Genomic DNA, 24,102 nt, shown 5'->3' on the forward strand with positions numbered 1-24,102 from the left:
TCCGGATCAGAGGCCGGCGGCAGCGCGCAGCTGCTCGACGCGGTCCGTGCGCTCCCACGTGAAGTCGGCGTCGTCCCGGCCGAAGTGGCCGTTCGCGGCGGTCCGTCGGTAGATGGGCCGCAGGAGGTTCAGCTCCTTCACGATGGCGGCCGGACGCAGGTCGAACACCGCGTTCACGGCCTCGATGATCTTCTCCTCCGGCACCGTGGCCGTCCCGAAGGTGTCCACGTACAGGCCCACGGGCCGGGCCGAGCCGATCGCGTAGGCCACCTGGAACTCGGCGCGCGAGGCGAGGCCGGCGGCCACCACGTTCTTCGCGACCCAGCGGAGCATGTAGGCGGCGGAGCGGTCCACCTTGGACGGGTCCTTGCCGGAGAAGGCGCCGCCGCCGTGCCGGGCCATGCCACCGTAGGTGTCCACGATGATCTTGCGACCGGTGAGGCCGGCGTCGCCCACGGGGCCGCCGATGACGAACTTGCCGCCCGGGTTGATGATGATCCGCATGCCGGAGGTGTCGAGGCCGGAGCGCTCGATGACGGGCCGGATCACGTGCTCCTCCACGTCCGCCCGCAGCTGCTCCTGCGTGACCCACTCGTGATGCTGCGTGGAGACCACCACGGCCTCGACCGTGGTGGGCACGTGGCCGGGCGCGTAGCCGATGGTGACCTGCGTCTTGCCGTCCGGCAGCAGGTACGGCATGGGCGTGTTCTCCGCCCGGCGCACCGCGGTGAGCCGCTCGGAGAGCCGGTGCGCGAGGTAGATGGGCATGGGCATGTACGCCGGGGTCTCGTCCGTGGCGTAGCCGAACATGATGCCCTGGTCCCCCGCGCCCTGCTCGTCCACCTCGTCCGCCGAGCCGTACTCGCGGGCCTCGAGGGACCGGGAGACGCCGGCGAAGATGTCCGAGGACTGCTGGCCGATGGAGATGTTCACGCCGCACTGGGCGCCGTCGAAGCCGTTGGCCGAGGAGTCGTAGCCGATGTCCAGGATGGTCTCGCGCACGATCTTGGGGATCTCCACGTACGCCGAGGTGTTCACCTCGCCGGCCACCTGCACCAGGCCGGTGGTGGTCAGGGTCTCCACGGCCACCTTCGCCGACGGGTCGGCGGCGAGGATCGCGTCCAGGATGGCGTCGGAGATCTGGTCGCAGATCTTGTCGGGGTGGCCCGCCGTGACGGACTCGGAGGTGAAGAGGCGGAGCTCTCCGCCGCCCACCCCCGAATACGGGTCGGCGTGGCGGGCGGGGCTCAGCGAGGCGGCATCGGTCATGCCGCACAGTCTAGGTCAGCGGCCCGACGCGCCGGCGGGGTCGCGACCGGCGAGGTCATCCACGATCGCCTGCACGACGGCGGCCGCCGCCTGGTCCTTGGAGCCCACGGTCTCCACGGCGGGGCGGCCGTCGGCGAACAGGATGGTCACGGCGGTCTCGTCCCGGCCGAACACCTTGTCCGTGCCGACCTCGTTGACCACGAGCATCTCGCAGCCCTTGCGCGCCAGTTTGGCCCGGCCGTACTCGAGCACGGAGGACGTCGCGTCGCCGGTCTCCGCGGCGAAGCCGACGATGAGCGGGGCCATGGGCCCGCCCTCGGAGCGGGTCCGCACGGCCGTGGCGAGCACGTCCGGGGTGCGCTCGAGCACGATGACGGGCGCGCCGCCGTCGTCGCCCTTCTTCATCTTGGCGTCGGAGACCTCGGCCGGTCGGAAGTCCGCAACGGCCGCCGCCATCACGAGGACGTCGGCGTCGGCGGCCTCCGCCAGCACGGCCTCGAGCAGGTCCTGCGTGGACTCCACGGGCACGACGCGCTCGACGCCCTCGGGCGTCGGGACGGACATGGACCCGGCGACGAACCGCACGGTGGCGCCGGCCTCGAGGGCGGCGCGCGCCAGGGCGGCCCCCTGCTTGCCGGAGGAGCGGTTCCCCAGGTAGCGGACCGGGTCCAGCGCCTCGCGGGTGCCCCCGGCCGTGATCACCACGGTGCGACCGGCCAGCGGGACGGGTGTCGGCTCGGCGTCGGACCCGGAGGCCCGGGGACGGCGCGGGGCGCCCGCGGCCGCGGCGGCCTGCGCACGCTCCCAGATCTCGGCGGGCTCGGGCAGCCGCCCGGCGCCGGAGTCGGCCCCGGTGAGCCGGCCCACGGCGGGGTCCACGACCGTGACGCCGCGCTCGCGCAGGAGGGCGACGTTGGCGACCGTGGCGGGGTGGTGCCACATCTCGGTGTGCATGGCGGGGGCCAGGACGACGGGGCACGTGGCGGTGAGCAGCACGTTGCCCAGCAGGTCGGGCGCCATCCCCGCGGCGGTGCGCGCGAGCAGATCGGCGGTGGCCGGCGCGACCACCACGAGGTCCGCACGCCGGCCGAGCCGGACGTGGTTCACCTCGTCGACCGCCTCGAACGTGTCCGTGCGGACCGGGCGACCGGAGAGGGCCTCCCACGTCGCCGCGCCCACGAACTCGAGGGCGTTGGCGGTGGGCACCACGGTCACGCCGTGGCCGGCCTCGGTCATCAGGCGCAGCAGCAGCGCCGCCTTGTAGGCCGCGATGCCGCCGCCGACCCCGAGGACGATCTCCATGACGGGCTCAGGCCTCCGGGGCGTCCTCGGAGGTGCCCTCCTCGGCGCGCACCGTCTCGGCGGCCTCCTCGATGGCGGCGGGATCGCCCATCGGCTGGTGGGCGTCGGCCGACTCGAGGGTGGCGAACGGGTCGTCCTCGCCCGGCAGGGAGAAGTCGCCGAAGTCCTCGGCGGCCAGGTCGGCCTCCGGGGTGGCCTCGACGGCCTCGCGGGACACGAGCAGGTCGGCCTCGATCTCGCGCAGGGCGATGGACAGCGGCTTCTCGTTCAGCTGGGTGTCCACGAGCGGGCCGACGTACTCGAACAGCCCCTCGTGCAGCTGCGAGTAGTAGGCGTTGATCTGCCGGGCCCGCTTGGCGGCGAAGAGCACCAGGGCGTACTTCGAGTCGACCCGCTCCAGCAGGGAGTCGATGGGCGGGTTGACGATGCCTTCGTACTGTTCGGTCACGGGGTCTCCAAAGTCTTCATCTCACTGTCACGTCGGCGCCGGGTGCGGCGTCGGTGCGGCCGGTCCTCAGGCCTCGGTCGGACGGCGCTCGGGGTCCAGCCCCATGAGTCTCACCAGTTCCTCGGCGGCCCGCTCCACGCGGTCGTTCACGACGACGGCGTCGAACTCGGGTTCCGCGGCGAGTTCCAGTCTAGCCGTTTCGAGCCGGCGGCGCTGTTCCTCCGGGCTCTCGGTGCCGCGGCCGAGCAGCCGGGACACGAGTTCCTCCCAGCTCGGCGGCGCCAGGAACACGAAGGTGGCCTCCGGCAGCGCACGGCGGACCTGGCGCGCTCCCTGCAGGTCGATCTCCAGCAGGACGTGGCGGCCCTGCGCCACGGCCTCCATCACGCGGTCGCGCCGCGTGCCGTAGCGGTGGACGCCGTGCACGACGGCCCATTCCAGCATCTCGTCCGCCTCGACGAGGGAGTCGAACTCCTCCGGCGTCGTGAAGTAGTAGTGCACCCCGTCCTCCTCGCCCGGGCGCGCCGGGCGGGTGGTGGCGGAGACGGACAGCCAGGCCTCGGGGTAGTGCTCGCGGACATAGGCCGACACGGTGCCCTTGCCGACGGCGGTGGGGCCGGCCAGGACGGTGACGCCCGGGCCCGGGGGGCGTTCCTGGACGGCGGTGCGGGCCACCGGGACGGCGGGGGCGGGTCCGGGGTCGAACGTGTCGGTCACGCATCCTCCTGGTGGGACGGGCCTCGCAGACCCGTCACCCGGGCCGGCGCCGACCCGCCGGGATGTGGGGGTCACCGGCCAATATAGGCGATCAGCGCCTCGCGCTGACGACGGCCCAGGCCGCCCAGCCGACGCCGCGGCGAGATGCCGCACCCCGCCATCGCCTCCCGGGCCCGGACCTCGCCCACGCCCGGCAGGGCCAGCAGCAGGTCCACGGTCCGCAGACGGGCGACGGCGTCGTCGGCGTCCGCGCGCGCGAAAATGTCGGCCAGGCCGACCTCACCGGCGGCGAAGGCCGCCTTGAGCTCCGCCCGCGCCTGGCGGGCCTGGAGGGCCTTCCTCCGGGCCTCCGCCCTCTCCTGCACACTGAGCTGCCGCAACGCCATGGGTCTGACCTCGATGCCTCTCGTTCCCCACCGGCCCCGTCGTGACCCTTCCATGGTCAAGGACGACGAGCACAGCCGATCGAAAGGGAAGATACCATCCCGTCCACACGGCACGGGCGCGCCGGGAGGACGCGGGCGTCACCGCAGGGCGGCGCGATTCTCCTCGATCGTGTCCACCAGCGAGGCCACCGACGGGCCCGCGCTCAGGATGCCGCGGGACGAGGTCGCCAAGACCTGCGGCCAGGCCGTCCCGAAGTCGGCCCGCATGCCCCGGGCCGTGGCGCCCTGGACACCGAACCCGGGCGCCAGCAGGGGCCCGCCGAGGGCCGGCAGGTCCAGGCCGAGGCGGTCCGCCTCGGCGGCCACCGTGGCGCCCAAGACGAGTCCCACCGGCCCCCACGCGTCGTCGCCGCGCAGGGCCGCGTTCTCGGCGGCCGCCGCCGCGGCGATGCGCCGGGCGACCGATCCCTCGGCCGACCCCTCGCCCACGTGCTGGACCTCGCGGCCCTCCGGATTGGAGGTCAGCGCGAGGACGAACACGCCGCGGCCGGCCTCGTGGGCGGCGCGGATGGTCGGCACGAGGGTGCCGAAACCCAGGTACGGGCTGAGCGTCACCGCATCCGCGGCCAGGGGCGAGGCGTCGGCGATCCACGCGGCGGCGTAGCCGTCCATGGTGGAGCCGATGTCACCGCGCTTGGCGTCCGCGATCGTGAGCACCCCGGCGTCCCGGGCGGCCGCGAGCAGCCGCTCCAGGGCCGCCAGGCCGGCCGATCCGTGGCGCTCGTACAGCGCCACCTGGGGCTTGATCGCCGCCACGCGGGGCCCCTCGGGACCCACCGCCGCCTCGAGGGCGGTCAGGGAGAACGCCTCGAGGCCCGCCGGGGTGTCGCTCAGGCCCCACTGCCGCAGCAGGCCCGGATGGGGGTCCACGCCGAGGCACAGCGGACCGGCCGTCTCCATGGCGTGGGCCAGCCGCCGCCCGAAGGGGGCGCGGGGCCCCGCGCCGCCCGTCGCCGTCGTGGTCACGCCGCGGCCTCCGGACCGGCGACAGCCTGCTGCAGGCGCGCGTCGTGCTCCTGCAGTGAGGTGACGGACCACTCGTAGGACCGCATGGCCTCGATGGCCTGCAGGCACGCCCCGAACTCGGCCGTGGTCGTGATCACCGGCACGCCGAGCGACGTCGCGGCCGCGCGGATCTCGTAGCCGTCCGTGCGGGCGTCGCCGCCGGAGGGCGTGTTCAGCACGAGATCGACGGTGCCGGCGTGCAGCTGCTCCAGCACGGTGCCCGCGCCGTCCTCGTGCCCGGCGTCGGCGATCTTCGCCACGACCTCCGCGGGGATGCCGTTGCGCCGCAGCACCTCGGCGGTGCCGCCGGTGGAGACCACCTGGAAGCCGAGGTCGACGAGGCGCTTGGCCTGGCCCACGAGGGTGCGCTTGTCCCGGTTCGCGACCGACACGAACACGCGCCCCGAGGTGGGCAGCGGGCCGCCGGCGGCGGACTGGGACTTGGCGAACGCGGTGTCGAAGTGCTTGTCGATGCCCATGACCTCGCCCGTCGAGCGCATCTCCGGGCCCAGCAGCGAGTCGACCACGCGGCCCTCCGCGGTGCGGAAGCGGGTGAACGGCAGCACCGCCTCCTTGACCGCCACGGGCGCGCCGATCGGCAGGGTGCCGCCGTCGTACGCCGTGGGCAGCATGCCGGCCGCGCGCAGGTCGGCGATGCTCTCGCCGACGCCGATCCGCGCGGCCGCCTTGGCCAGCTGGACGCCCGTGGCCTTCGAGACGAACGGCACGGTCCGCGAGGCGCGCGGGTTCGCCTCGATCACGTACAGCACGTCCGAGGCGAGCGCGAACTGGATGTTGATCAGGCCGCGCACGCCGACGCCGGCCGCGATCCGCTCGGTGGCGCGGTGCACGCGCTCGAGCACGTCCGGGCCCAGGGTGACGGGGGGCAGCACGCACGCGGAGTCGCCCGAGTGGATGCCCGCCTCCTCGATGTGCTCCATGACGCCGCCGAGGTACAGCTCGGTGCCGTCGTAGAGGGCGTCGACGTCGATCTCGATCGCGTCCTCGAGGAAGCGGTCCACGAGCATCGGCTGGTCGGGGGTGATCTCCGTCGCGTGCGCCACGTAGTGGGCCAGCGCCTCCTCGGAGTACACGATCTCCATGCCGCGGCCGCCGAGCACGTAGGAGGGGCGCACGAGCACGGGGTAGCCGATCTCGTCCGCCACGCGCTTGGCGTCGTCGAAGGAGACGGCCGTGCCGTTCTTCGGCGCCACCAGGCCCGCGCGCTCGAGCACGAGCGCGAACTCACCGCGGTGCTCGGCCAGGTCGATGGCCGCGGGCGAGGTGCCCAGGATCGGCACGCCGGCGTCGGCGAGCTGCTGGGCCAGCTTGAGCGGGGTCTGGCCGCCGAGCTGCACGAAGACGCCGCGCACGCCGCCGGAGGCCTCCTCTGCCGCGATGACCTCCAGGACGTCCTCGAGCGTGAGCGGCTCGAAGTAGAGGCGATCGGAGATGTCGTAGTCCGTGGATACCGTCTCCGGGTTGCAGTTGACCATCACGGTCTCGTAGCCGGCCTCGCGCAGCGCCATGGTGGCGTGCACGCACGAGTAGTCGAACTCGATGCCCTGGCCGATCCGGTTCGGGCCCGAGCCGAGGATGATCACCGACTCGCCCTCGTGCGGGGCGACCTCGGTCTCGAGGTCGTAGCTGGAGTACCGGTACGGGGTGAAGGCCTCGAACTCGGCGGCACAGGTGTCCACGGTCTTGTAGACGGGGCGCACGCCCAGGGCGTGACGCACGCCGCGCACGACCGCGGCGTCCATGTGCCGCAGCGAGCCGATCTGGGCGTCGGAGAACCCGTGCCGCTTGGCGCGGCGCAGCAGGGCCTCGTCGAGGACCTCGGCGTCGCGGATCTCGTCCGCGACCTCGTTGATGAGCACGAACTGGTCCAGGAACCACGGGTCGATCGCGGTGGCCTCGAAGGCCTCCTCGATCGTGGCGCCGGCGTAGAGCGCCTGCTGGGTCTGGGAGAGCCGGTCGGTGGTGGCCGTGCTCGCCGCCGCGAGCAGGGCCTGCGGGTCGGCGTCCTGCGGGAACGCGAGCTCCGAGCCCTTCTGCTCGAGCGAGCGCAGGGCCTTCTGCAGGGCCTCCGTGAAGTTGCGGCCGATGGCCATGGCCTCGCCGACCGACTTCATGGTGGTGGTCAGCGTGGGATCCGCCGCCGGGAACTTCTCGAACGCGAAGCGCGGGACCTTCACGACCACGTAGTCCAGGACCGGCTCGAAGGACGCCGGGGTCTTCTGGGTGATGTCGTTGGGGATCTCGTCCATCGTGTAGCCCAGGGCCAGCTTGGTGGCGATCTTGGCGATCGCGAAGCCGGTGGCCTTCGAGGCCAGCGCCGAGGAGCGGGAGACGCGCGGGTTCATCTCGATGACGACGACGCGCCCGTCCACGGGGTTCACCGCGAACTGGATGTTGCAGCCGCCGGTGTCCACGCCGACCTCGCGGATGACGTTGATCGAGATGTCCCGCAGCTTCTGGTACTCGCGGTCCGTCAGCGTCATGGCCGGGGCCACGGTGATGGAGTCGCCGGTGTGCACGCCCACGGGGTCCACGTTCTCGATGGAGCAGACGACGACGACGTTGTCGTTCTTGTCCCGCATCATCTCCAGCTCGTACTCCTTCCAGCCGAGGATGGACTCCTCGAGCAGGACCTCGGAGGTCGGGCTGTACTGCAGGCCGGCGCCGCAGATGCGGTACAGGTCGGCCTCGTCGTAGGCCATGCCGGAGCCGAGGCCGCCCATCGTGAACGAGGGGCGCACCACCACGGGGTACTTCAGGTCCTCGACGGCGGCCAGGGCCTCCTCCATCGTGTGCACGATGTGGGACCGGGCGGACTCGCCGCCGGCACGCTCCACGACGCCCTTGAACAGCTCGCGGTTCTCGCCGAGCTCGATGGCCTCGATGTTCGCGCCGATCAGCTCGACGCCGAAGCGCTCGAGCACCCCGTCCTTGTCGAGGGCGATGGCGGTGTTCAGCGCCGTCTGGCCGCCCAGGGTGGGCAGCAGGGCGTCCGGGCGCTCCTTCTCGATGATCTTGGCGACCACGGCCGGGGTGATGGGCTCGACGTAGGTGGCGTCGGCCAGCTCCGGGTCGGTCATGATCGTGGCCGGGTTGGAGTTGACGAGGACGACGCGGACGCCCTCCTCCTTGAGGACGCGGATGGCCTGGGTGCCCGAGTAGTCGAACTCGGCGGCCTGGCCGATCACGATGGGGCCGGAGCCGATGACCAGGACGGACTTCAGGTCGGTGCGCTTGGGCATGGATCAGGCTCCTTCGGTGGCGGGGGTGGTGGCGGCGCGGTGCTCGGTGAGCAGCTGCACGAAGCGGTCGAACAGGTCGAGGGTGTCGTTGGGGCCGGCCGCGGACTCCGGGTGGAACTGCACGGAGAAGGCGGGCCGGTCGAGCAGGCGCAGGCCCTCGACGACCTGGTCGTTCAGGGACCAGTGGGAGACCTCGACGCGGCCGAAGCGCGACTCCGGCGCCTCGATCGGCTCGCCGAGGGGGGCGTCCACGGCGAAGCCGTGGTTCTGGGAGGTGATGGCCACGCGGCCCGTGGCCTTGTCCAGCACCGGCTGGTTCGGGCCGCGGTGGCCGAACTTCAGCTTGTAGGTGTCGAAGCCGAGCGCGCGGCCGAAGATCTGGTTGCCGAAGCAGATGCCGAAGAACGGCAGGCCGGCGTCGAGGACCTCGCGCAGCAGCTCCACCTGGGCGTCTGCCGTGGCCGGGTCGCCGGGGCCGTTGGACAGGAAGACGCCGTCCGGGTCCACGGCGCGGATGCCGGCCAGGTCCGTGGCAGCGGGCAGCACGTGCACGCGGATGCCGCGGGAGGCCAGGTGCCGCGGCGTGGCGGCCTTGATGCCGAGGTCGAGGGCGGCGATCTCGGCGATCGGCTCGCCCTCCCAGCCGTGCTCGGCCGGCTCGATGACGTACGGCTGCTCCGTGGTGACGGACTCCGCGAGGCGGGCGCCGGCCATCGACGGCTGGGCGCGCACCTCCGCCAGCAGCTCGGCCTCCGGGCGGGCGGCGTGCTCGCCGGAGAACACGCCGGCGCGCATCGAGCCCTCGGTGCGCAGGCGGCGGGTGATGGCCCGGGTGTCGACCTCGCGGATCCCGACGACGCCGAACGCCTCGAGCTCCTCGTCGAGGGTGCGCTCGGCGCGCCAGTTGGACGGACGCCGGGCCGCGTCGCGGACCACGTAGCCGGCGGCGAAGATCGCCCACGACTCGCGGTCGGCGTCGTTGACCCCGGTGTTGCCGATGTGCGGGGAGGTCTGCACGATGATCTGCCCCGCGTAGGACGGGTCGGTGAGGGTCTCCTGGTAGCCGGTCATGCCCGTGGTGAACACGGCCTCGCCCAGGGTGCGGCCGCGGGCGCCGTAGGCCCGGCCGCGGTGGACGGTGCCGTCCTCGAGGACGAGCAGGGCCAGGTCGTCGGTGGGGGTGCTCATCGGGGGTCTCCTTCTCCTGCGCGGCCGGCCGGGTCGGCCGGGGCGGGGTCGATGATGGTCTGCAGGGCGGCGAGGAGCCGGTCGCGGTCCTCGGGGCGGTCGGGGCGGAAGGCGGAGGTGAGTTCGACGTCGCCGAGGCGCCAGCCCCAGGCGACGAGCCCGCCCGGCTCGACGAACTTGCCGGCGATCCCGCCGGACAGGCCGGCCTCGACGAGGTCGTCCGCGGGGATGAACAGGTTGGCGGCCCCGGGGCGGAGCACGAGCAGGCCGCGGTGGGTGCCGGCGTCGTGGACCTCGAGGACGGCGCGCGAGCGCAGGCCCAGGCCGTGCACCGCCACGCGGTCCAGTCGGTCCTCGCCGCGCACCGTGCCCACGTGCATGCCCTCCGCGGACAGCGTCGGCTCGGCGTCGTAGAGGGCCGTCGGCACGGGGGCCGGGGCCGGGATCCCGGCCTGCGCCCGGCGGCGGGCCCGCCACCCGAGGGCCAGCAGGCCGAGCAGCACGAGGACGACGGCCAGGGTGCCCAGGGTCACCGGCAGCCACACGTCCGCGTAGTCCTTCGTCGGGGTCCGCGGCGGGACGGGACGGGCCGCCAGGGCGGCGGCCAGGGAGGTGATGCTCACGCGCGCTCCCCCGTCTCCGTCAGGGCCGGGTGGCGGTACGGCCGGGCGGGGGCGCCGTCGGCGACGACGCGGGCACCGCGATAGACCGTGTGGCGCACCGCGCCCGGCAGCTCCATGCCCCGGTACGGGCTGTTGCGGGACTTGGTCAGGTGCTGCTCGGGGTCCACGGTGCGGCGGGCCTGCGCGTCCACGAGCACGAGGTTGGCCACCGCGCCGACGCGCGGGACGCCGCGCTCGTCGGCCTGGCCCTGGTCGGTCAGGCCGGCGATCCGGGCCGGCGCCGTGGACATCACGCGGGCGACGCCGGCCCAGTCCATCAGGCCGGTGTCCACCATCGCCTGCTGCACCACGGACAGGGCGGTCTCGAGGCCCGTCATGCCCATCGCCGCGACCGTCCACTCGCACTGCTTGGTCTCGGCGGTGTGCGGGGCGTGGTCGGTGCCCACGGTGTCGATGGTGCCGTCGGCCAGGCCGGCGCGCAGGGCCAGGACGTCGGACTCGCGGCGCAGCGGCGGATTGACCTTGAACACGGGGTCGTAGGAGCGGACGAGCTCCTCGGTGAGCAGCAGGTGGTGCGGGGTGACCTCGGCGGTCACGGCCACGCCCTGGGCCTTGGCCCAGCGGATCAGCTCGACGGAGCCGGCCGTGGAGACGTGGCACACGTGCAGGCGGGAGTCGACGTGTTGGGCCAACAAGACGTCACGGGCGATGACGGCCTCCTCCGCCACGGCGGGCCAGCCGGCCAGGCCGAGGACGCCGGAGAGCTCGGACTCGTTCATCTGGGCGCCGGCGGTGAGGTTCGGCTCCTGCGCGTGCTGGGCCACGAAGCCGCCGAAGGACTTCACGTACTCGAGCGCCCGGCGCATCAGCACGGCGTCGTGGACGCACATGCCGTCGTCGGAGAACATGCGCACGCGGGCCTGCGAGTCGGCCATCGCGCCGAGGTCGGCCAGGGCCTCGCCGGCCAGGCCCACGGTCACCGCGCCCACGGGGTGCACATCGCACCAGCCCGCGTCCCGGCCCAGCCGCCACACCTGCTCCACCACGCCCGCGGTGTCCGCCGTCGGCGTCGAGTTGGCCATCGCGTGGACCGAGGTGAAGCCGCCCATCGCGGCGGCGCGGGTGCCGGTCTCGACCGTCTCCGCATCCTCCTTGCCGGGCTGGCGCAGATGGGTGTGCAGGTCGACGAGCCCGGGCAGCAGCACCAGTCCGGCGCAGTCGACCTCCTCGGGGGTCGGCTCGAGGCCGGCGGCGTGGGCCGCGGCGTCCGGGCCGAGGGCGGCGATCCGGCCCTCGGCGACGAGCACGTCGGCGGTCTCGCCCGTGGTCAGGCGCGCGCTGCGCAGCAGCAGGGGGGCGGGGCTGGGGGCGCTCACGGGCGGACCTCCTGGTCGTGGTTGAGGACGAGGTGCAGGACCGCCATGCGCACGGACACGCCGTTGGCGACCTGCTCGAGGGCGGTGTTGCGGGGCGAGTCCGCCGCCGCCGGGCTGATCTCCAGGCCGCGGTTCATCGGGCCGGGGTGCATGACCACGGGCTCGTCGAGCAGGGCGCCGCGGCCGGCGGTGAGGCGGGCGAAGCGGTCATCGGTCAGCCCCCAGGTCCGGGTGTACTCCCCCGCGGACGGGAAGAAGGCGCCGCCCATCCGCTCGGCCTGGACGCGGAGCATCATGACGGCGTCAGGGCTGGCGTCGAGGGCCTCGTCGAGCGAGTAGGTGACCTGGCACGGCCACGCGGCCACGCCCACGGGCAGCAGGGTGGGCGGGGCGGCCAGGGTGACCTGTGCGCCCAGCGTGCTGAGCAGCCACACGTTGGACCGGGCCACGCGCGAGTGCAGGATGTCGCCCACGATCACCACGCGCATGCCGGTCAGGTCCTGGCCGACCAGGTCCTCTCCCGTCGCCGCGGCGAGGCGCCGGCGCAGGGTGAAGGCGTCCAGGAGGGCCTGGGTGGGGTGCTCGTGGGTGCCGTCGCCGGCGTTCACGACGGCGGAGCGCACCCAGCCGGAGTCGGCCAGCTGGCGGGCCGCGCCCGAGGACCAGTGGCGCATCACGATGGCGTCCGCGCCGATGGCCTCGAGCGTCTGGACGGTGTCCTTGAGCGACTCCCCCTTGGAGACGGACGATCCCTTCGCGGAGAAGTTGATCACATCCGCGGAGAGCCGCTTGGCGGCGGCCTCGAAGGAGATGCGGGTGCGGGTGGAGTCCTCGAGGAAGAGGTTCACCACGGTGCGGCCGCGGAGGGCGGGCAGCTTCTTGACCTCGCGCTGGTTGACGGCGGCCATCTCCTCGGCGGTGTCGAGGACGGCGAGGGCGTCGGCGCGGGAGAGGTCGGCGGTGGACAGCAGGTGGCGCACGGCTCAGCCCTCCCGGGTCGCGACACGGTCGACGATGCTCACGGCGTCCTCGGTGACCTCGCCGGTGCCCTCGGGGCCGTCGACCTCCATGAGCTGGACCTGGACGCGCTCGGCGGTGGAGGTCGGCAGGTTCTTGCCCACGAAGTCGGCTCGGACGGGGAGCTCCCGGTGTCCGCGGTCCACGAGGACGGCCAGGCGCACGGCGGCGGGGCGGCCCAGGTCGGCGATCGCGTCGAGGGCGGCCCGGACGGTGCGGCCGGAGAAGAGGACGTCGTCCACGAGCACGATGACGGCGCCGTCGAGGGGGACCTCGGGCAGGCGGGTGGGCATCGGGGTGCGGGCCGTGCCGCGGCGGAGGTCGTCCCGGTAGAGGGTCACGTCCACCTCGCCGACGGCGGCGGTGGGGTCGAAGGCCGGTTCGATGCGGGCCAGCAGGGCGCCGAGCCGCCGGGCCAGGGGGGCCCCGCGGCGCGGGATCCCCATCAGGACGAGACCCTCGGCGCCCTTGTTGGACTCGAGGATCTCGTGGGCGATCCGGGTCAGCGCCCGGTCGATCTCGGACGCGGACAGCACGGTCCGGGCAGCACGAGGTGCGGCGGGATCAGTTCCCATGCCGGCGCCTCCTTCCCCGCCTCACAGGACGGCTCTTAAAGGATGCGTGGTCCGTCCCCGGGCGCCTGTGGGCCCCGCGCGAGACGTCGTCGACTCTACCAGCGAGGCCCACCCCACGACGCGGATGACGCGGTGCGGGACGGGCCTCGTGACGGAGCTCTCGGCGGCTCAGGCGAGCAGCGTCGGCTTGACCTGCTGCAGGCGGCCGAGCAGACCGTTGACGAACTCGGGCGAGTCGTCCGTGGACAGCTGAGCGGCCAGGGCGACGGCCTCCGAGATGGCGACGGCGTCCGGCACGTCGTCCTGGAACAGCAGCTCCCAGGCCCCCACCCGCAGGATCGCCCGGTCGACGGCGGGCATGCGGTCCAGGGACCAGCCGCGGGAGTAGGAGCTCAGGGCCTCGTCGAGCCGCTCCTGGTCCGCGATGACGCCCTCCACGAGCCGCTGGGTGTAGGCGTTCACCTGCAGGTCGGTGCTCTCGCGGCGGGTGCGGATGCCCTCCGACACGGTGGATCCGCGCTGCTCGGCCTCGAACAGGATCTCCACCGCACGCTGCCGGGAGCGGCTGCGCGCCGTGGTCCCCCGCTTGGCAGCGGAGCCGGCGGAGGCCCGCTCAGTCATTGACGCGGCCGAGGTAGTCGCCGGTGCGGGTGTCGACCTTGACGCGGGTGCCCTGCTCCACGAAGAGCGGCACCTGGATCTCGGCGCCGGTCTCCACGGTGGCGGGCTTGGTGCCGGCGGACGAGCGGTCCCCCTGCAGGCCCGGCTCGGTGTAGGTGATCTCCAGGACCACGGACGCCGGCATCTCGAGGTACAGCGGCGTGCCCTCGTGCAGGGCGATGACCACCTGGGTGTTCTCGAGCATGTACTTCGCGGCGTCGCCGACCACGGCCCCGGGCACGGTGATCTGGTCGTAGTCCTTGACGTCCATGAACACGTAGTCCGCGCCGTCCTGGTAGAGGTACTGGTAGTCGGAGCGGTCCACGGTGGCGAACTCGACCTTGGCGCCGGCATTGAAGGTCTTGTCCACGACCTTGCCCGTGGTGATGTTCTTCATCTTGGTGCGGACGAACGCGCCGCCCTTGCCCGGCTTGACGTGCTGGAACTCGGTGACGTTCCAAAGCTGGCCCTCCAGCTTCAGGACGGCGCCGTTCTTGATGTCGTTGCTCGTTGCCACGTGTGTGTGCTCCCGATCGGTCTCGCGGACCGTCACGGGTCCGCCTGCAGTGGGTGGGGTCTTGGATGTGCGCGGGCCAGTCTACGGGAGGCCCTGCGCGGGGCCGAGGTCAGCGGCGGCTCACTCCGCGATCTCCTGGTACGCCGCGAAGAGCAGGGACGCGTCCGGGATGTCCACGGTGGTGGGCTGCGCGAGCCCGTCCAGCAGGACGAAGCGCAGCTGGTCGCCGCGGTTCTTCTTGTCCCGGCGGATGCCCTCGAGCAGGGTCTGCCACCGGTCCCCGCGGTAGGAGACGGGCAGGCCCAGGGCTGTCAGCACCGACCAGTGGCGGTCCGCGGTGGCGTCGTCGAGCCGGCCGAGGGAGCGGGCCAGCTCGGCCGCGAAGACCAGGCCCACGGACACCGCGGCGCCGTGGCGCCACTGGTAGCGCTCGGCGAGCTCGATCGCGTGCCCCATCGTGTGGCCGTAGTTCAGTGCCTCGCGGGCCCCCGACTCGCGGGGGTCGCGGGAGACGACGTCCGCCTTCACCCGGATCGAGCGCTCGATCAGCTCGCGCAGCCGCGCGGAGTGCGGGTTCTGGGCCTGGGCCGGGTCCTCCTCGATGAGGTCGAGGATCGCGGGGTCGGCGATGAAGCCGCACTTCACGACCTCGGCCAGGCCGGAGATCAGCTCGTTGGCCGGCAGGGTGAGCAGCGTGTCCAGGTCGGCCAGCACACCGGCCGGATTGTGGAACGCCCCCACCAGGTTCTTGCCCTCGGCGGTGTTGATGCCGGTCTTGCCGCCCACCGCCGCGTCCACCATGCCCAGCAGGGTGGTGGGCATGTGCACGACGCGGATGCCGCGCAGCCACGTGGCCGCCACGAAGCCGGCCAGATCGGACACGGCGCCGCCGCCCACGGAGACGATCGCGTCCGACCGGGTGAAGTCGTTCTGGCCGAGCACCTGCCAGCAGAACCCGGCCACCTGCAGGTGCTTGCCCTCCTCGGCGTCCGGGATCTCGGCGGTCAGTGCGGTCAGGCCCACGGCCTCGAGGTCGTTCTTCACGACGTCGCCGGTCGCCCGGAGGGCCCGCGGGTGGATGACCAGCACACGTCGGACGGTTGGGCCGAGCATGTCCGGCAGGCGCGCGAGCAGGCCCCGGCCCACCACCACGTCGTAGCCGCCGTGCATGCTCGCCTCGTGGCCGCCGGAGACGGGGATGACCGTCACGTCCTCGGGTGCGGCCGGAGCAGCCGCGGGCGCCGCCCCCGGGGTCTCCTGCTCGGTGATGTCCGGCTGACGGTCGGTCATGGGTGTGACTCACTCCTTCGGGGGCGGTGGGCGTCCCCCACGATACGCCAGGCCGCCTCGGCGGCCGTCAGGCCTGTGGTGTCCAGCACGAGGTCGGCGACCTCGCGGTACAGCCCCTCGCGTTCGGCGAGGATCCGCCGCCAGGTCCCGGCGGGGTCGCCGGCCAGGACGGGACGGCCCGCGCCACCGCCCACGCGGCGCAGCGCCTCGGCCTCTCCGACCGCGAGGTAGACGACGTCGGAGTCTGACCCGGCCAGCGCCCGTCGGGTGCCCGGATGCAGCACGGCGCCGCCGCCGCACGAGAGGACACACGGGGCGGGACGGCCGAGCACGTGGCGGATGACGCGGGCCTCCTCCGCCCGGAAGGCCGCCTCGCCGTGCTCCGAGAAGAACGCGGGGATGGGGCCGTGGACCTGGACGAAGAGCTCGTCGGAGTCCACGAAGGGCAGCCCGGTCAGGGCGGCCAGGGCCCGGCCGACCGTCGTCTTCCCGGCACCCATCGGGCCGACGAGGACGAACCGGCGGGCCGGGCGCGCGTCCGGTCCGGCATCGGTCGCGGCGGAGGCCACCGTGGCCGCGGCCGTCAGGCGCGCCTCGAGGGCGCCGGTCATGCCCTCCCACGGGCACACGGTGACGGGCCCGGGGACGGGACGCGTGCTCGGGTCCGGTCCCGGGGCCGGCGCGGTCCCGGGGGTGTCGGTCACGGCAGGGGGTCGCCCATCGGGCCGTCCTCCACGACGTCGGCGCCCGGCTCCGGCAGGGCGGGGACCGCGGCCCGGAACGCCTCGAGGTTGCGGCGCGTCTCGGCCACGGAGTCGCCGCCGAACTTCTCGAGCATCGCATCGGCCAGGACGAGGGCGACCATGGCCTCGGCGACGATGCCCGCGGCGGGCACGGCCGCCACGTCGGAGCGCTGATGGTGGGCCGTGGTCTCCACGCCCGTGGCGACGTCGACCGTGGGCAGCGCGCGCGGCACCGTGGCGATCGGCTTCATCGCGGCGCTCACGCGCAGCAGCCCGCCCGTCGACATGCCGGCCTCGATGCCGCCGGCCCGGTCGCTCGTGCGCCGGGGGCGGCCGTCCGCGCCGCGGGCGATCCCGTCGTGGGCGGCGGAGCCGCGTCGGGCGGCCGTGGCGAACCCGTCACCGACCTGCACGCCCTTGATCGCCTGGATGCCCATCAGCGCCCCGGCCAGCCGCGCGTCGAGGCGGCGGTCCCAGTGCACGTGGGAGCCCAGGCCGATCGGCACGCTGTACACCAGCACCTCCACGACGCCGCCGAGGGTCTCCCCGGCGCGGTGGGCGTCGTCGACCTCGGCGACCATCGCCGCCGAGGTCTGCGGGTCGAGGCAGCGGACCGGGTCGGCGTCGAGGCGGGCCTCGTCCTCGGGGACGGGGAACGGGTGGCTCTCCGGCAGGGCCGCCTCCCCGAAGGCCACGGTGTGGGAGACGATCCGCACGCCGAGCTCGCCGAGGAAGGCGCGGGCGACGGTGCCCAGGGCCACGCGGGCGGCGGTCTCCCGGGCGGAGGCGCGCTCGAGGAGGGGGCGGGCCTCGTCGAAGCCGTACTTCTGCATGCCGGTCAGGTCGGCGTGGCCGGGTCGGGGGCGAGTGAGCGCCGCGTTGCGGGCCAGACCGTCGAGCTCCTCCGCGGGGACGGGATCGGCGGCCATCACCTTCTCCCACTTGGGCCATTCCGTGTTGCCCACCTGGATCGCCACGGGCGAGCCGAGGGTGCGGCCGTGGCGGACGCCGCCGAGGATCGTCACCGCGTCCTGCTCGAACTTCATGCGCGCGCCGCGCCCATACCCCAGGCGGCGGCGCGCGAGCGCGTCCTGCACGTCCTGCGTCGTGACCGGGATCCCGGCCGGCAGTCCCTCAACGATTCCTGTGAGCGCGGGGCCGTGAGACTCCCCCGCTGTCAACCAGCGCACCATGGCGTGCAGTCTCTCACGCACGGGGGCCCGCGCCGTCACGTGTGACCGGACGGGACGCACCGGATCCGGCGTTCGACGCTCAGCCTGCGGCCGGTCCCAGGGCGTCCGCCGCGGCGCGCGTCACCGCCGCCCAGTCCGGCTCGGGCATCCCGGCCGCGGCGCGGGGCCGGGCCGTGAACAGCCGGACCTGCTCAACGCCCTGGTGCAGCAGCATGGACAGCCCGGACGCCACCGGACCGCCCTCCCGGGACCAGGCGGCCGCCAGCACGGAGGGCCACGGGTCGTAGGCCGCGTCCAGCAGGGGCGGGAGGGCGGCGTCGGCCGGCACGTGTGCGGCCAGGGCGTCCGCGGCGCGCGGCGGCAGGGTGGCGACGACGGCACGCAGCCCCGGTGCCCGCCGGAGCAGATCCGGCTGGCCGAGGGTCGCCCAGCGCAGCCCGAGCGCGTCGGCCAGGGCCGTCACCTCGGCGGCGCGCGCTGCGTCGCGGACGCCGAAGAGCACCGCGTCCGCCCCGAGCGTGGCGGCGGCGAGGACGGCCGCCGTCGCGGTCCCCCCGTTCCCGAGGACGCCGACGGTCCCGCCCCGGGCGGCACGGTCGAGGCCGGCCGCGGCGAGGGCGCCGAGGATGCCGTCCACGTCCGTGTTCTCGGCGTGGACGACCCCGGGGGCGGCGGGGTGGTCGCGCACGAGGGTGTTCGCGGTGCCCAGGAGCCGGACGCGGTCGCTGACCCGCCCGGCGGCGGCGACGACCGCCCGCTTCAGCGGCATGGTCACGGAGCAGCCGAGCCAGTCCTGGCCGCGGGCCGCGGCCGCGCCGCCGTCGGCCGCGCCCGGGGCGCCGAGGTGTTCGGCCGCGAAGGCGAGCACCTCGTCCTCGCCTAGGTCACGGCGGCCGTAGTCGATGTCGAGGCCGAGGACCCGGTAGGCGGCCGCGTGCAGCACCGGGGAGAGCGAGTGGGCGATCGGCCGGCCCAGGACCGCCGCGCGCAGCACGGGGCGCATCAGCACACCCCCGGGTTGGACGCGCAGTAGCGCTGCAGGGTGCGCACGTGCTGCTGGTGCTCCTCATAGGTGCGGGAGAACTCGGTGTGGCCGGTGCCGATGTCCGTGGTCACCCAGTAGTAGGCGTCCGTCTCGGCCGGGTCGAGGGCGGCCTCGACGGCCGCGTCGGAGGGCATGCCGATCGGACCCGGCGGCAGGCCCGGGTGCACGTACGTGTTGTAGGGGTTCGAGGCGTCCTGCCGCTGGCCCGAGGTGAAGCTGAGGCTACGCACTCCGAGGCCGTACGTGACGGTGGCGTCGATCTGCAGGAGCCCGTGCGTCTCGGTGTTGTCCGGGGCGAGGCGGTTCACGATGGCGCCGGCGACCTGCTGGTAGTCCTGGGGCAGGGCCTCCGCCTCGAGGATGGAGGCGATCGTGAGCACGCGCTGCTGCTCGGCCGGGTCGCGGACGTTGAGGGCCTCGAGCTCGGTGAGGGTGGGCCGGATCAGGGCGTCGAGCACCTGCCCGGCGGTGGCGTCGACGGGGAGGCGGTACTCCCCCGCGTCGAGCCAGCCCTCGAGCGTGCCCGCCTCCCCGGGGACGCCGTAGCGGGTCGGGTCCTGGGCGGCGGCCTCGAGCTCCTCGCGGGGCAGCCCCGTGGCCTCGGCGACGGCGTCCAGCACCTCGGTGAGTCGCCGCCCGCGCTCCACGAGCACGTAGTGCACGGCCCCGTCCGTGGCACCCTGGAGCACCGCGAGGGCCTCGGCCGCGGGCATCCGCTCGCGCAGCACGAAGTCCCCCGAACGGACGAGACCGCTGCCCGTGTCCCTGGCGGCGCGCTCGAAAGCACGGGCGGAGCCCACGATGCCGGCCCGGTCCAGGCGGGCCGCCACGGAGCCCAGGTCCTCGCCCGGCTCCACCGAGAACGTCACCTCGTCGCCCTCGACGGCCGTGTGGTCGGGGCCGCTCAGGAAGCCGCGCACGATCAGCCCGACCACGACGGCGAACGCCACCAGCACCGTGCCCAGCACCAGCGCGGTCCGCCGCCGGCCGGCGCCGCGGTCGACCCGCGAGGCCGGGTGGGACCCGGTGCCCCGGCGGCGCAGGAGCATGCGAGGCCGGCGTGGGCCGGCCGCGTCGACCGGCTGGGACGGGGCGCCGACGTCGGCCTCGTCCGCCTCGTCGTGGGCGAAGCCGAACACGTCGAGGTCGTCGTGGACGTCGGCCTCGTCGCCGAGCAGATCGTCCCAGTGGTCCTCACGCCGAGCGTGCTGGTGGTCGCCGGTCACCGGATCGGCTCCCGGTCCTGGCCGGCCCAGCGCCCGGTGCGGCGCTGCTCGTCCACGGCGGCCTGCAGGATCGCGACGGCGGCCGCCTGGTCGATCACGCCGCGGCTGTCCTTGACGGACCGGCCCGCGGCCCGCAGTCCGGCCTGCGCGGAGACCGTGCTGAGCCGCTCGTCGACGAGCCGGAGCGGCACGGGGTGGCCCGCCTCGGCCAGGGCGGCGGCGACGGCGTCCGCGTAGTCGAGGGCGTCCTGCGTGGACGGCGTGTGCTCGCCCCGCAGATTCACCGGCAGGCCGACGTACACGGCGACGACGTCGAGCTCGCGTGCGTGGGCGACGAGCTCGTCCACGTCACGACGTCGACGCGCATCCCGCCGCAGGGTGGCCACGGGGGTGGCGATCAGGCCGTCGGGGTCGGCCGACGCGACGCCCACGCGGGCACGGCCGACGTCGACGCCGAGGGTGCGCCCCCGGCGCACGGCGTCGGTTGCCGCGTTGGCCCCGTCCTGACCTGCGCTCACGTCCGCCTCAGGCCGCGCGCACCGCGGCGACGACGGCGTCGAGCGCATCCCCGACGCGCGTGACGTCCTGGCCGCCGCCCTGGGCGACGTCGTCCTTGCCTCCGCCCCCGCCGCCGAGCACGCCGGTGGCGGTCTTGACCATGGCGCCCGCCTTGAGGCCGGCCGCGCGGGCGGCCTCGTTGGTCGCCACGACCACGAGGGGCCGGCCCTTGGCCTCGGCCGTGAGGGCCACGAGCACGGGCGTGCCCGCCGCGTTGCCGCCGGCCGACTCGATCCGGGCGCGCAGGTCCAGCGCGAGGGAACGCAGCTGGTCCCCGGCCACGTCGCCGGCGTGGTGGGCCAGCACCCGCACCGACGTCCCACCGGACGTCGTGACGTCCTGGGCCTGCCCGGCGAGCTGTCCGGCCTGGGCCTGCAGCGCCTGGGCCCGCAGCTCCGCGACCTGCTTCTCGGCCGCCTTGAGCCGGTCCAGGGTGGCGCCGATGCGGTCCTTGAGCTCCTCGGCCGGGGCCTTGAACATCTCCGAGAGCTCGGAGACGAGGGTGCGCTCCGCGGCGAGGTGGCGGAACGAGTCCAGGCCGACGAGGGCCTCGACGCGGCGGTTGCCCGAGCCCACGGACTGCTCGCCGAGCAGGGTCAGCGAGCCGATCTGCGCGGTGCGGCCCACGTGGGTGCCGCCGCACAGCTCGCGGGACCAGGCGCCGTCGATCTCCACGACGCGCACCCGGTCGCCGTACTTCTCGCCGAACAGGCTCATCGCGCCGAGTGCGCGCGCCTCCTCGAGGCTCATCTCCTGGGTGAGCACGGTGTGGTCGTCGCGGATGGCGATGTTCACCACGTCCTCGACCTCGGAGCGGGCCCCGGCCGAGAGCGCCTCGGCCCAGCGGAAGTCGAAGCGCAGGTAGCCCTCCTTGTTGAAGGAGCCGGACTGGGTGGCCTCGGGGCCGAGGATCTGGTGCAGCGCGGCGTGCACCAGGTGGGTGCCGGAGTGGGCCTTCTCGCCGTCAAGGCGGCGCTGCAGGTCGATCGCGCCGAGGGCCTGCGCGCCGGCGGCGACCTCGCCGTCGAGGACCTTGACCCTGTGCACGGAAAGCCCCTTCACGGGGGCCTGCACGTCGAGCACCTCGAGGCGGAAGCCGTCGCCGGTGATCAGGCCGGTGTCCGCGGCCTGGCCGCCGGACTCCGCGTAGAACGGCGTGGCGTCCAGGACGAGCTCGAGCTCCGTGCCGGCGCCCGCGGACGGGACCTCCTCGCCGTTCTGCAGCAGGCCGCGCACCACCGACTCGGTGGTGTGCTCGGTGTAGCCGGTGAAGTGGGTCTGGCCTTCGGCGCGCAGGCGCTGGTACACGGCCGTGTCCGTGTGGCCGGACTTCTTGGCCTTGGCGTCCGCGCGGGCGCGGTCGCGCTGCTCGGCCATGAGGGCGCGGAACCCGGCCTCGTCCACGGCGACGCCGGCCTCCTCCGCGATCTCCAGCGTCAGCTCGATCGGGAAGCCGTAGGTGTCGTGCAGCTCGAACGCGTCCGGGCCCGCGATGCCGCCGCCCGCCGAGCGGGCCTGGCCCACCGCGGCGTCGAGGCGGGCCGTGCCCGCGGCGATGGTCCGCAGGAACGCCTTCTCCTCGGCGTAGGCGATCCGGGAGATGCGCTCGAACTCGTCCGCCACGACCGGGTAGGTGCCCTTCATCGCGTCCCGGGAGACCGGCAGCAGCTCGGGGAACACGGGCTCGGTGACGCCCATCAGGCGCAGGGCGCGGACGACGCGGCGGATGAGGCGGCGCAGCACGTAGCCGCGGCCCTCGTTGCCGGGACGCACGCCGTCGCTGATCAGCATCAGGGCCGAGCGCACATGGTCGGCCACCATGCGCAGGCGGACGTCGTCGTCGTAGTGCGGGTCGGCCGGGTCCTCGGTGGAAGTGTAGGCGCGGCCGGCCAGCTGCGCGGCGCGGTCGAGCACGGGGCGGACCTGGTCCGTCTCGTACATGTTCTCCACACCCTGGAGGATCATGGCGAGCCGCTCGAGGCCGAGACCGGTGTCGATGTTCTTGTGCTCGAGCTCGCCGGCGATGTCGAAGTCGTCCTTCGAGCGCACCGCGGAGAGGCGGTACTGCATGAACACGAGGTTCCAGATCTCGATGTAGCGGGTGTCGTCCGCGGCCGGGCCGCCGTCGACGCCGTACGCGGGGCCGCGGTCGTAGAAGATCTCCGAGCAGGGGCCGCCCGGGCCGGGCTGGCCGGTGTTCCAGTAGTTGTCGTCCTTGCCCATGCGCTGGATGCGCTCGGGACGGACGCCCACGTCCTCGCGCCAGATGCGCTCGGCCTCGTCGTCCTCGCGGTACACGGTGACCCAGAGGCGCTCGGGGTCCAGGCCGAAGCCGCCGTCCTCGACCGAGGACGTCAGCAGCTCCCAGGCCATCGGGATGGCCGTCTCCTTGAAGTAGTCGCCGAAGGAGAAGTTGCCGCACATCTGGAAGAAGGTGCCGTGGCGGACGGTTTTGCCGACCTCCTCGATGTCCGCGGTGCGGATGCACTTCTGCACCGAGACGACGCGCGGGCTCGGCGGGGTCTGCTCCCCCAGGAAGTACGGGATGAACGGGACCATGCCGGCCACCGTGAACAGCAGCGACGGATCCGGCGAGACGAGCGACGCCGACGGCACCACGCGGTGCCCCCTGGACTCGAAGAAGGCGGTCCAGCGGCGGGCGATCTCCTGGGACTTCATGCGGGGGTGTCCTTCTGCGTGGTGGTGGTCTGGGGGCGGGCGGCGCCGTGCGACGGCGGCTCCACGGTCTCCCCGGAGATGATCGGCCCCGTGTGGGGCAGGTAGGGGGCGGCCCAGGGGGCCTGGGAGCGCACGCGGTCGGCCAGGCGCCGCGCGCCGTCCTGCAGGGCGGCCGCCGCGGCGTCGGCGGCGGCCTCGCCGGCCTGGCGGGCCAGGCGCTCCGGGTCCAGGCGGGCGGAGAACCCCGCGCGCCCCCCAGCAGAGCCGGGGCCCGACGTCGGCGCGTCGGTCCTGCCCGTGGCCGGGTGGGCACGGTCGCCGAGGGCGCGGTGCGCGAACCAGCCGGACGCGGCGCCGGCGCCGACGAGCAGCAGCGAGCGGAGCATGGCGGGGCCTCCTTCGGACGGCAGGGATTCCGGCCCCACCTTACCGGGACAGGGGTCGGTCGGATCAGAGGCGACGAGGCGGCTGAGGGCCGGTAAATTCATCCAGCGTACCCGCGGTGCTGAGCGGGACGGTACTCGTTCAGCCAGAACGAGTAACGGGGCCCCCTCTGGAAGCTCTAAATGCTGGCCGCGCCAGGCCATAGTGGATAGACCCTTGAGAATGCCCCTTCGTGAGACACATTTAGGCCTGGCCCGTCGTTGGACGCTCGAGGCTGCGGTGGCGGCCGCGGGAAGACAGGACAGCGTGTCGCGTGCTCGAGCTCGAGACCTGGCGGCAGCCCCCCGTAGGCTCGGGAAGTGTTAAGAAGACCAAACGTAGGAAACCGCAGGATCCTCCGCCCGATTCGAACCGAGGGCTCAGGAACTATCGGCCAGAGCTCTGGAGACACTTCCTAAGCGCGGTTCGCGATTCCTTACTTCAGATGAGGCACCCCCTCCTTGAACTCCACGAGGTGGTTGATATCAACATTCTTCCGAGAGGCTCCCGGTTGAAAACATCCAAGGCCGTACTGCGAG

At 73.8% G+C, this 24,102-nt stretch carries 22 protein-coding genes; all 22 read right to left on the reverse strand.

The genetic code is table 11. The features are described 5' to 3' along the window. Positions 1 to 6 precede the first annotated feature (6 nt). Complete coding sequence (gene metK, locus MLUT_RS17775) at positions 7 to 1,269, reverse strand: methionine adenosyltransferase (protein ID WP_010078605.1); 1,263 nt, start codon at positions 1,267 to 1,269, stop codon at positions 7 to 9. Between the two features lie 15 nt (positions 1,270 to 1,284). Next, complete coding sequence (coaBC, locus tag MLUT_RS17780; RefSeq protein WP_012750891.1) at positions 1,285 to 2,571, reverse strand: bifunctional phosphopantothenoylcysteine decarboxylase/phosphopantothenate--cysteine ligase CoaBC; 1,287 nt, start codon at positions 2,569 to 2,571, stop codon at positions 1,285 to 1,287. A 7-nt stretch (positions 2,572 to 2,578) separates the two neighbouring features. Beyond that, positions 2,579 to 3,019 carry a DNA-directed RNA polymerase subunit omega gene (gene rpoZ, locus MLUT_RS24230; protein ID WP_010078603.1) on the reverse strand — a complete coding sequence of 147 codons (441 nt, stop codon included), beginning with the start codon at positions 3,017 to 3,019 and terminating at the stop codon, positions 2,579 to 2,581. A gap of 66 nt (positions 3,020 to 3,085) precedes the next feature. Next, positions 3,086 to 3,736: a guanylate kinase gene (gmk, locus tag MLUT_RS17790; RefSeq protein WP_010078602.1), complete on the reverse strand. Its 651-nt coding sequence runs from the start codon at positions 3,734 to 3,736 to the stop codon at positions 3,086 to 3,088. A 71-nt stretch (positions 3,737 to 3,807) separates the two neighbouring features. Next, positions 3,808 to 4,122: an integration host factor, actinobacterial type gene (mihF, locus tag MLUT_RS17795; protein WP_010078601.1), complete on the reverse strand. Its 315-nt coding sequence runs from the start codon at positions 4,120 to 4,122 to the stop codon at positions 3,808 to 3,810. 138 nt (positions 4,123 to 4,260) lie between these two features. Further along, entirely contained in the window at positions 4,261 to 5,148 is an 888-nt protein-coding gene (gene pyrF / locus MLUT_RS17800) for an orotidine-5'-phosphate decarboxylase (protein ID WP_012750892.1), read from the reverse strand. Next, complete coding sequence (gene carB / locus MLUT_RS17805) at positions 5,145 to 8,450, reverse strand: carbamoyl-phosphate synthase large subunit (RefSeq protein ID WP_010078599.1); 3,306 nt, start codon at positions 8,448 to 8,450, stop codon at positions 5,145 to 5,147. Before carB ends, pyrF begins: the two co-directional genes overlap by 4 nt. 3 nt (positions 8,451 to 8,453) lie before the next feature. Continuing rightward, the gene (gene carA, locus MLUT_RS17810) at positions 8,454 to 9,638 is read right to left on the reverse strand and encodes a glutamine-hydrolyzing carbamoyl-phosphate synthase small subunit (RefSeq protein WP_010078598.1); all 1,185 of its coding nucleotides are present in this window, start codon (positions 9,636 to 9,638) and stop codon (positions 8,454 to 8,456) included. Beyond that, positions 9,635 to 10,261, reverse strand: coding sequence for a PH-like domain-containing protein (locus MLUT_RS17815; protein WP_012750893.1), 627 nt, complete (start codon positions 10,259 to 10,261; stop codon positions 9,635 to 9,637). The genes carA and MLUT_RS17815 overlap by 4 nt, the downstream gene beginning before the upstream one ends. Continuing rightward, positions 10,258 to 11,637, reverse strand: a complete 1,380-nt coding sequence (locus MLUT_RS17820) for a dihydroorotase (protein ID WP_012750894.1) — start codon at positions 11,635 to 11,637, stop codon at positions 10,258 to 10,260. Before MLUT_RS17820 ends, MLUT_RS17815 begins: the two co-directional genes overlap by 4 nt. Beyond that, positions 11,634 to 12,617, reverse strand: coding sequence for an aspartate carbamoyltransferase catalytic subunit (locus tag MLUT_RS17825; protein WP_010078596.1), 984 nt, complete (start codon positions 12,615 to 12,617; stop codon positions 11,634 to 11,636). Before MLUT_RS17825 ends, MLUT_RS17820 begins: the two co-directional genes overlap by 4 nt. Before the next feature lie 3 nt (positions 12,618 to 12,620). Continuing rightward, positions 12,621 to 13,229: a bifunctional pyr operon transcriptional regulator/uracil phosphoribosyltransferase PyrR gene (gene pyrR / locus MLUT_RS17830; RefSeq protein WP_010078595.1), complete on the reverse strand. Its 609-nt coding sequence runs from the start codon at positions 13,227 to 13,229 to the stop codon at positions 12,621 to 12,623. 168 nt (positions 13,230 to 13,397) lie between these two features. Beyond that, positions 13,398 to 13,850 carry a transcription antitermination factor NusB gene (nusB, locus tag MLUT_RS17835; RefSeq protein ID WP_012750895.1) on the reverse strand — a complete coding sequence of 151 codons (453 nt, stop codon included), beginning with the start codon at positions 13,848 to 13,850 and terminating at the stop codon, positions 13,398 to 13,400. Further along, a complete protein-coding gene (gene efp / locus MLUT_RS17840; protein WP_002857030.1) occupies positions 13,843 to 14,406 on the reverse strand; it encodes an elongation factor P in 564 nt (187 codons plus the stop codon). Before efp ends, nusB begins: the two co-directional genes overlap by 8 nt. Before the next feature lie 120 nt (positions 14,407 to 14,526). Then, positions 14,527 to 15,576, reverse strand: a complete 1,050-nt coding sequence (gene aroB / locus MLUT_RS17845; protein WP_043055212.1) for a 3-dehydroquinate synthase — start codon at positions 15,574 to 15,576, stop codon at positions 14,527 to 14,529. 116 nt (positions 15,577 to 15,692) lie between these two features. Next, on the reverse strand, positions 15,693 to 16,400 hold the full coding sequence (locus MLUT_RS17850; RefSeq protein WP_010078592.1) for a shikimate kinase: 708 nt from the start codon (positions 16,398 to 16,400) through the stop codon (positions 15,693 to 15,695). Next, positions 16,397 to 17,632, reverse strand: a complete 1,236-nt coding sequence (aroC, locus tag MLUT_RS17855; protein ID WP_012750898.1) for a chorismate synthase — start codon at positions 17,630 to 17,632, stop codon at positions 16,397 to 16,399. The genes MLUT_RS17850 and aroC overlap by 4 nt, the downstream gene beginning before the upstream one ends. Before the next feature lie 79 nt (positions 17,633 to 17,711). Further along, on the reverse strand, positions 17,712 to 18,635 hold the full coding sequence (locus tag MLUT_RS17860; protein ID WP_010078590.1) for a shikimate dehydrogenase family protein: 924 nt from the start codon (positions 18,633 to 18,635) through the stop codon (positions 17,712 to 17,714). Then, on the reverse strand, positions 18,635 to 19,903 hold the full coding sequence (gene mltG / locus MLUT_RS17865) for an endolytic transglycosylase MltG (RefSeq protein WP_010078589.1): 1,269 nt from the start codon (positions 19,901 to 19,903) through the stop codon (positions 18,635 to 18,637). Before mltG ends, MLUT_RS17860 begins: the two co-directional genes overlap by 1 nt. Then, complete coding sequence (gene ruvX, locus MLUT_RS17870; RefSeq protein WP_010078588.1) at positions 19,900 to 20,469, reverse strand: Holliday junction resolvase RuvX; 570 nt, start codon at positions 20,467 to 20,469, stop codon at positions 19,900 to 19,902. The genes mltG and ruvX overlap by 4 nt, the downstream gene beginning before the upstream one ends. After that, positions 20,429 to 23,140, reverse strand: coding sequence for an alanine--tRNA ligase (gene alaS, locus MLUT_RS17875; protein ID WP_010078587.1), 2,712 nt, complete (start codon positions 23,138 to 23,140; stop codon positions 20,429 to 20,431). The genes ruvX and alaS overlap by 41 nt, the downstream gene beginning before the upstream one ends. Continuing rightward, complete coding sequence (locus MLUT_RS17880; RefSeq protein ID WP_010078586.1) at positions 23,137 to 23,526, reverse strand: hypothetical protein; 390 nt, start codon at positions 23,524 to 23,526, stop codon at positions 23,137 to 23,139. The genes alaS and MLUT_RS17880 overlap by 4 nt, the downstream gene beginning before the upstream one ends. Positions 23,527 to 24,102: the final 576 nt, after the last annotated feature.

Source organism: Micrococcus luteus NCTC 2665 (assembly GCF_000023205.1).
Lineage (GTDB): Bacteria > Actinomycetota > Actinomycetes > Actinomycetales > Micrococcaceae > Micrococcus > Micrococcus luteus.

What these genes read in the sequence shown, in the direction of transcription:
- alaS (WP_010078587.1), bottom strand. Translation starts at nt 23,140, where the DNA reads ATGAAGTCCCAGGAGATCGCCCGCCGCTGGACCGCCTTCTTCGAGTCC.
- metK (WP_010078605.1), bottom strand. Translation starts at nt 1,269, where the DNA reads ATGACCGATGCCGCCTCGCTGAGCCCCGCCCGCCACGCCGACCCGTAT.
- aroB (WP_043055212.1), bottom strand. Translation starts at nt 15,576, where the DNA reads ATGCACGGCGGCTACGACGTGGTGGTGGGCCGGGGCCTGCTCGCGCGC.
- MLUT_RS17880 (WP_010078586.1), bottom strand. Translation starts at nt 23,526, where the DNA reads ATGCTCCGCTCGCTGCTGCTCGTCGGCGCCGGCGCCGCGTCCGGCTGG.
- coaBC (WP_012750891.1), bottom strand. Translation starts at nt 2,571, where the DNA reads ATGGAGATCGTCCTCGGGGTCGGCGGCGGCATCGCGGCCTACAAGGCG.
- pyrR (WP_010078595.1), bottom strand. Translation starts at nt 13,229, where the DNA reads ATGGGAACTGATCCCGCCGCACCTCGTGCTGCCCGGACCGTGCTGTCC.
- carA (WP_010078598.1), bottom strand. Translation starts at nt 9,638, where the DNA reads ATGAGCACCCCCACCGACGACCTGGCCCTGCTCGTCCTCGAGGACGGC.
- MLUT_RS17860 (WP_010078590.1), bottom strand. Translation starts at nt 18,635, where the DNA reads ATGCGCCCCGTGCTGCGCGCGGCGGTCCTGGGCCGGCCGATCGCCCAC.
- ruvX (WP_010078588.1), bottom strand. Translation starts at nt 20,469, where the DNA reads ATGCGCTCGACGCCGTCGTCGCCGCGGTGCGCGCGGCCTGAGGCGGAC.
- aroC (WP_012750898.1), bottom strand. Translation starts at nt 17,632, where the DNA reads ATGGTGCGCTGGTTGACAGCGGGGGAGTCTCACGGCCCCGCGCTCACA.
- carB (WP_010078599.1), bottom strand. Translation starts at nt 8,450, where the DNA reads ATGCCCAAGCGCACCGACCTGAAGTCCGTCCTGGTCATCGGCTCCGGC.
- mihF (WP_010078601.1), bottom strand. Translation starts at nt 4,122, where the DNA reads ATGGCGTTGCGGCAGCTCAGTGTGCAGGAGAGGGCGGAGGCCCGGAGG.
- nusB (WP_012750895.1), bottom strand. Translation starts at nt 13,850, where the DNA reads ATGACTGAGCGGGCCTCCGCCGGCTCCGCTGCCAAGCGGGGGACCACG.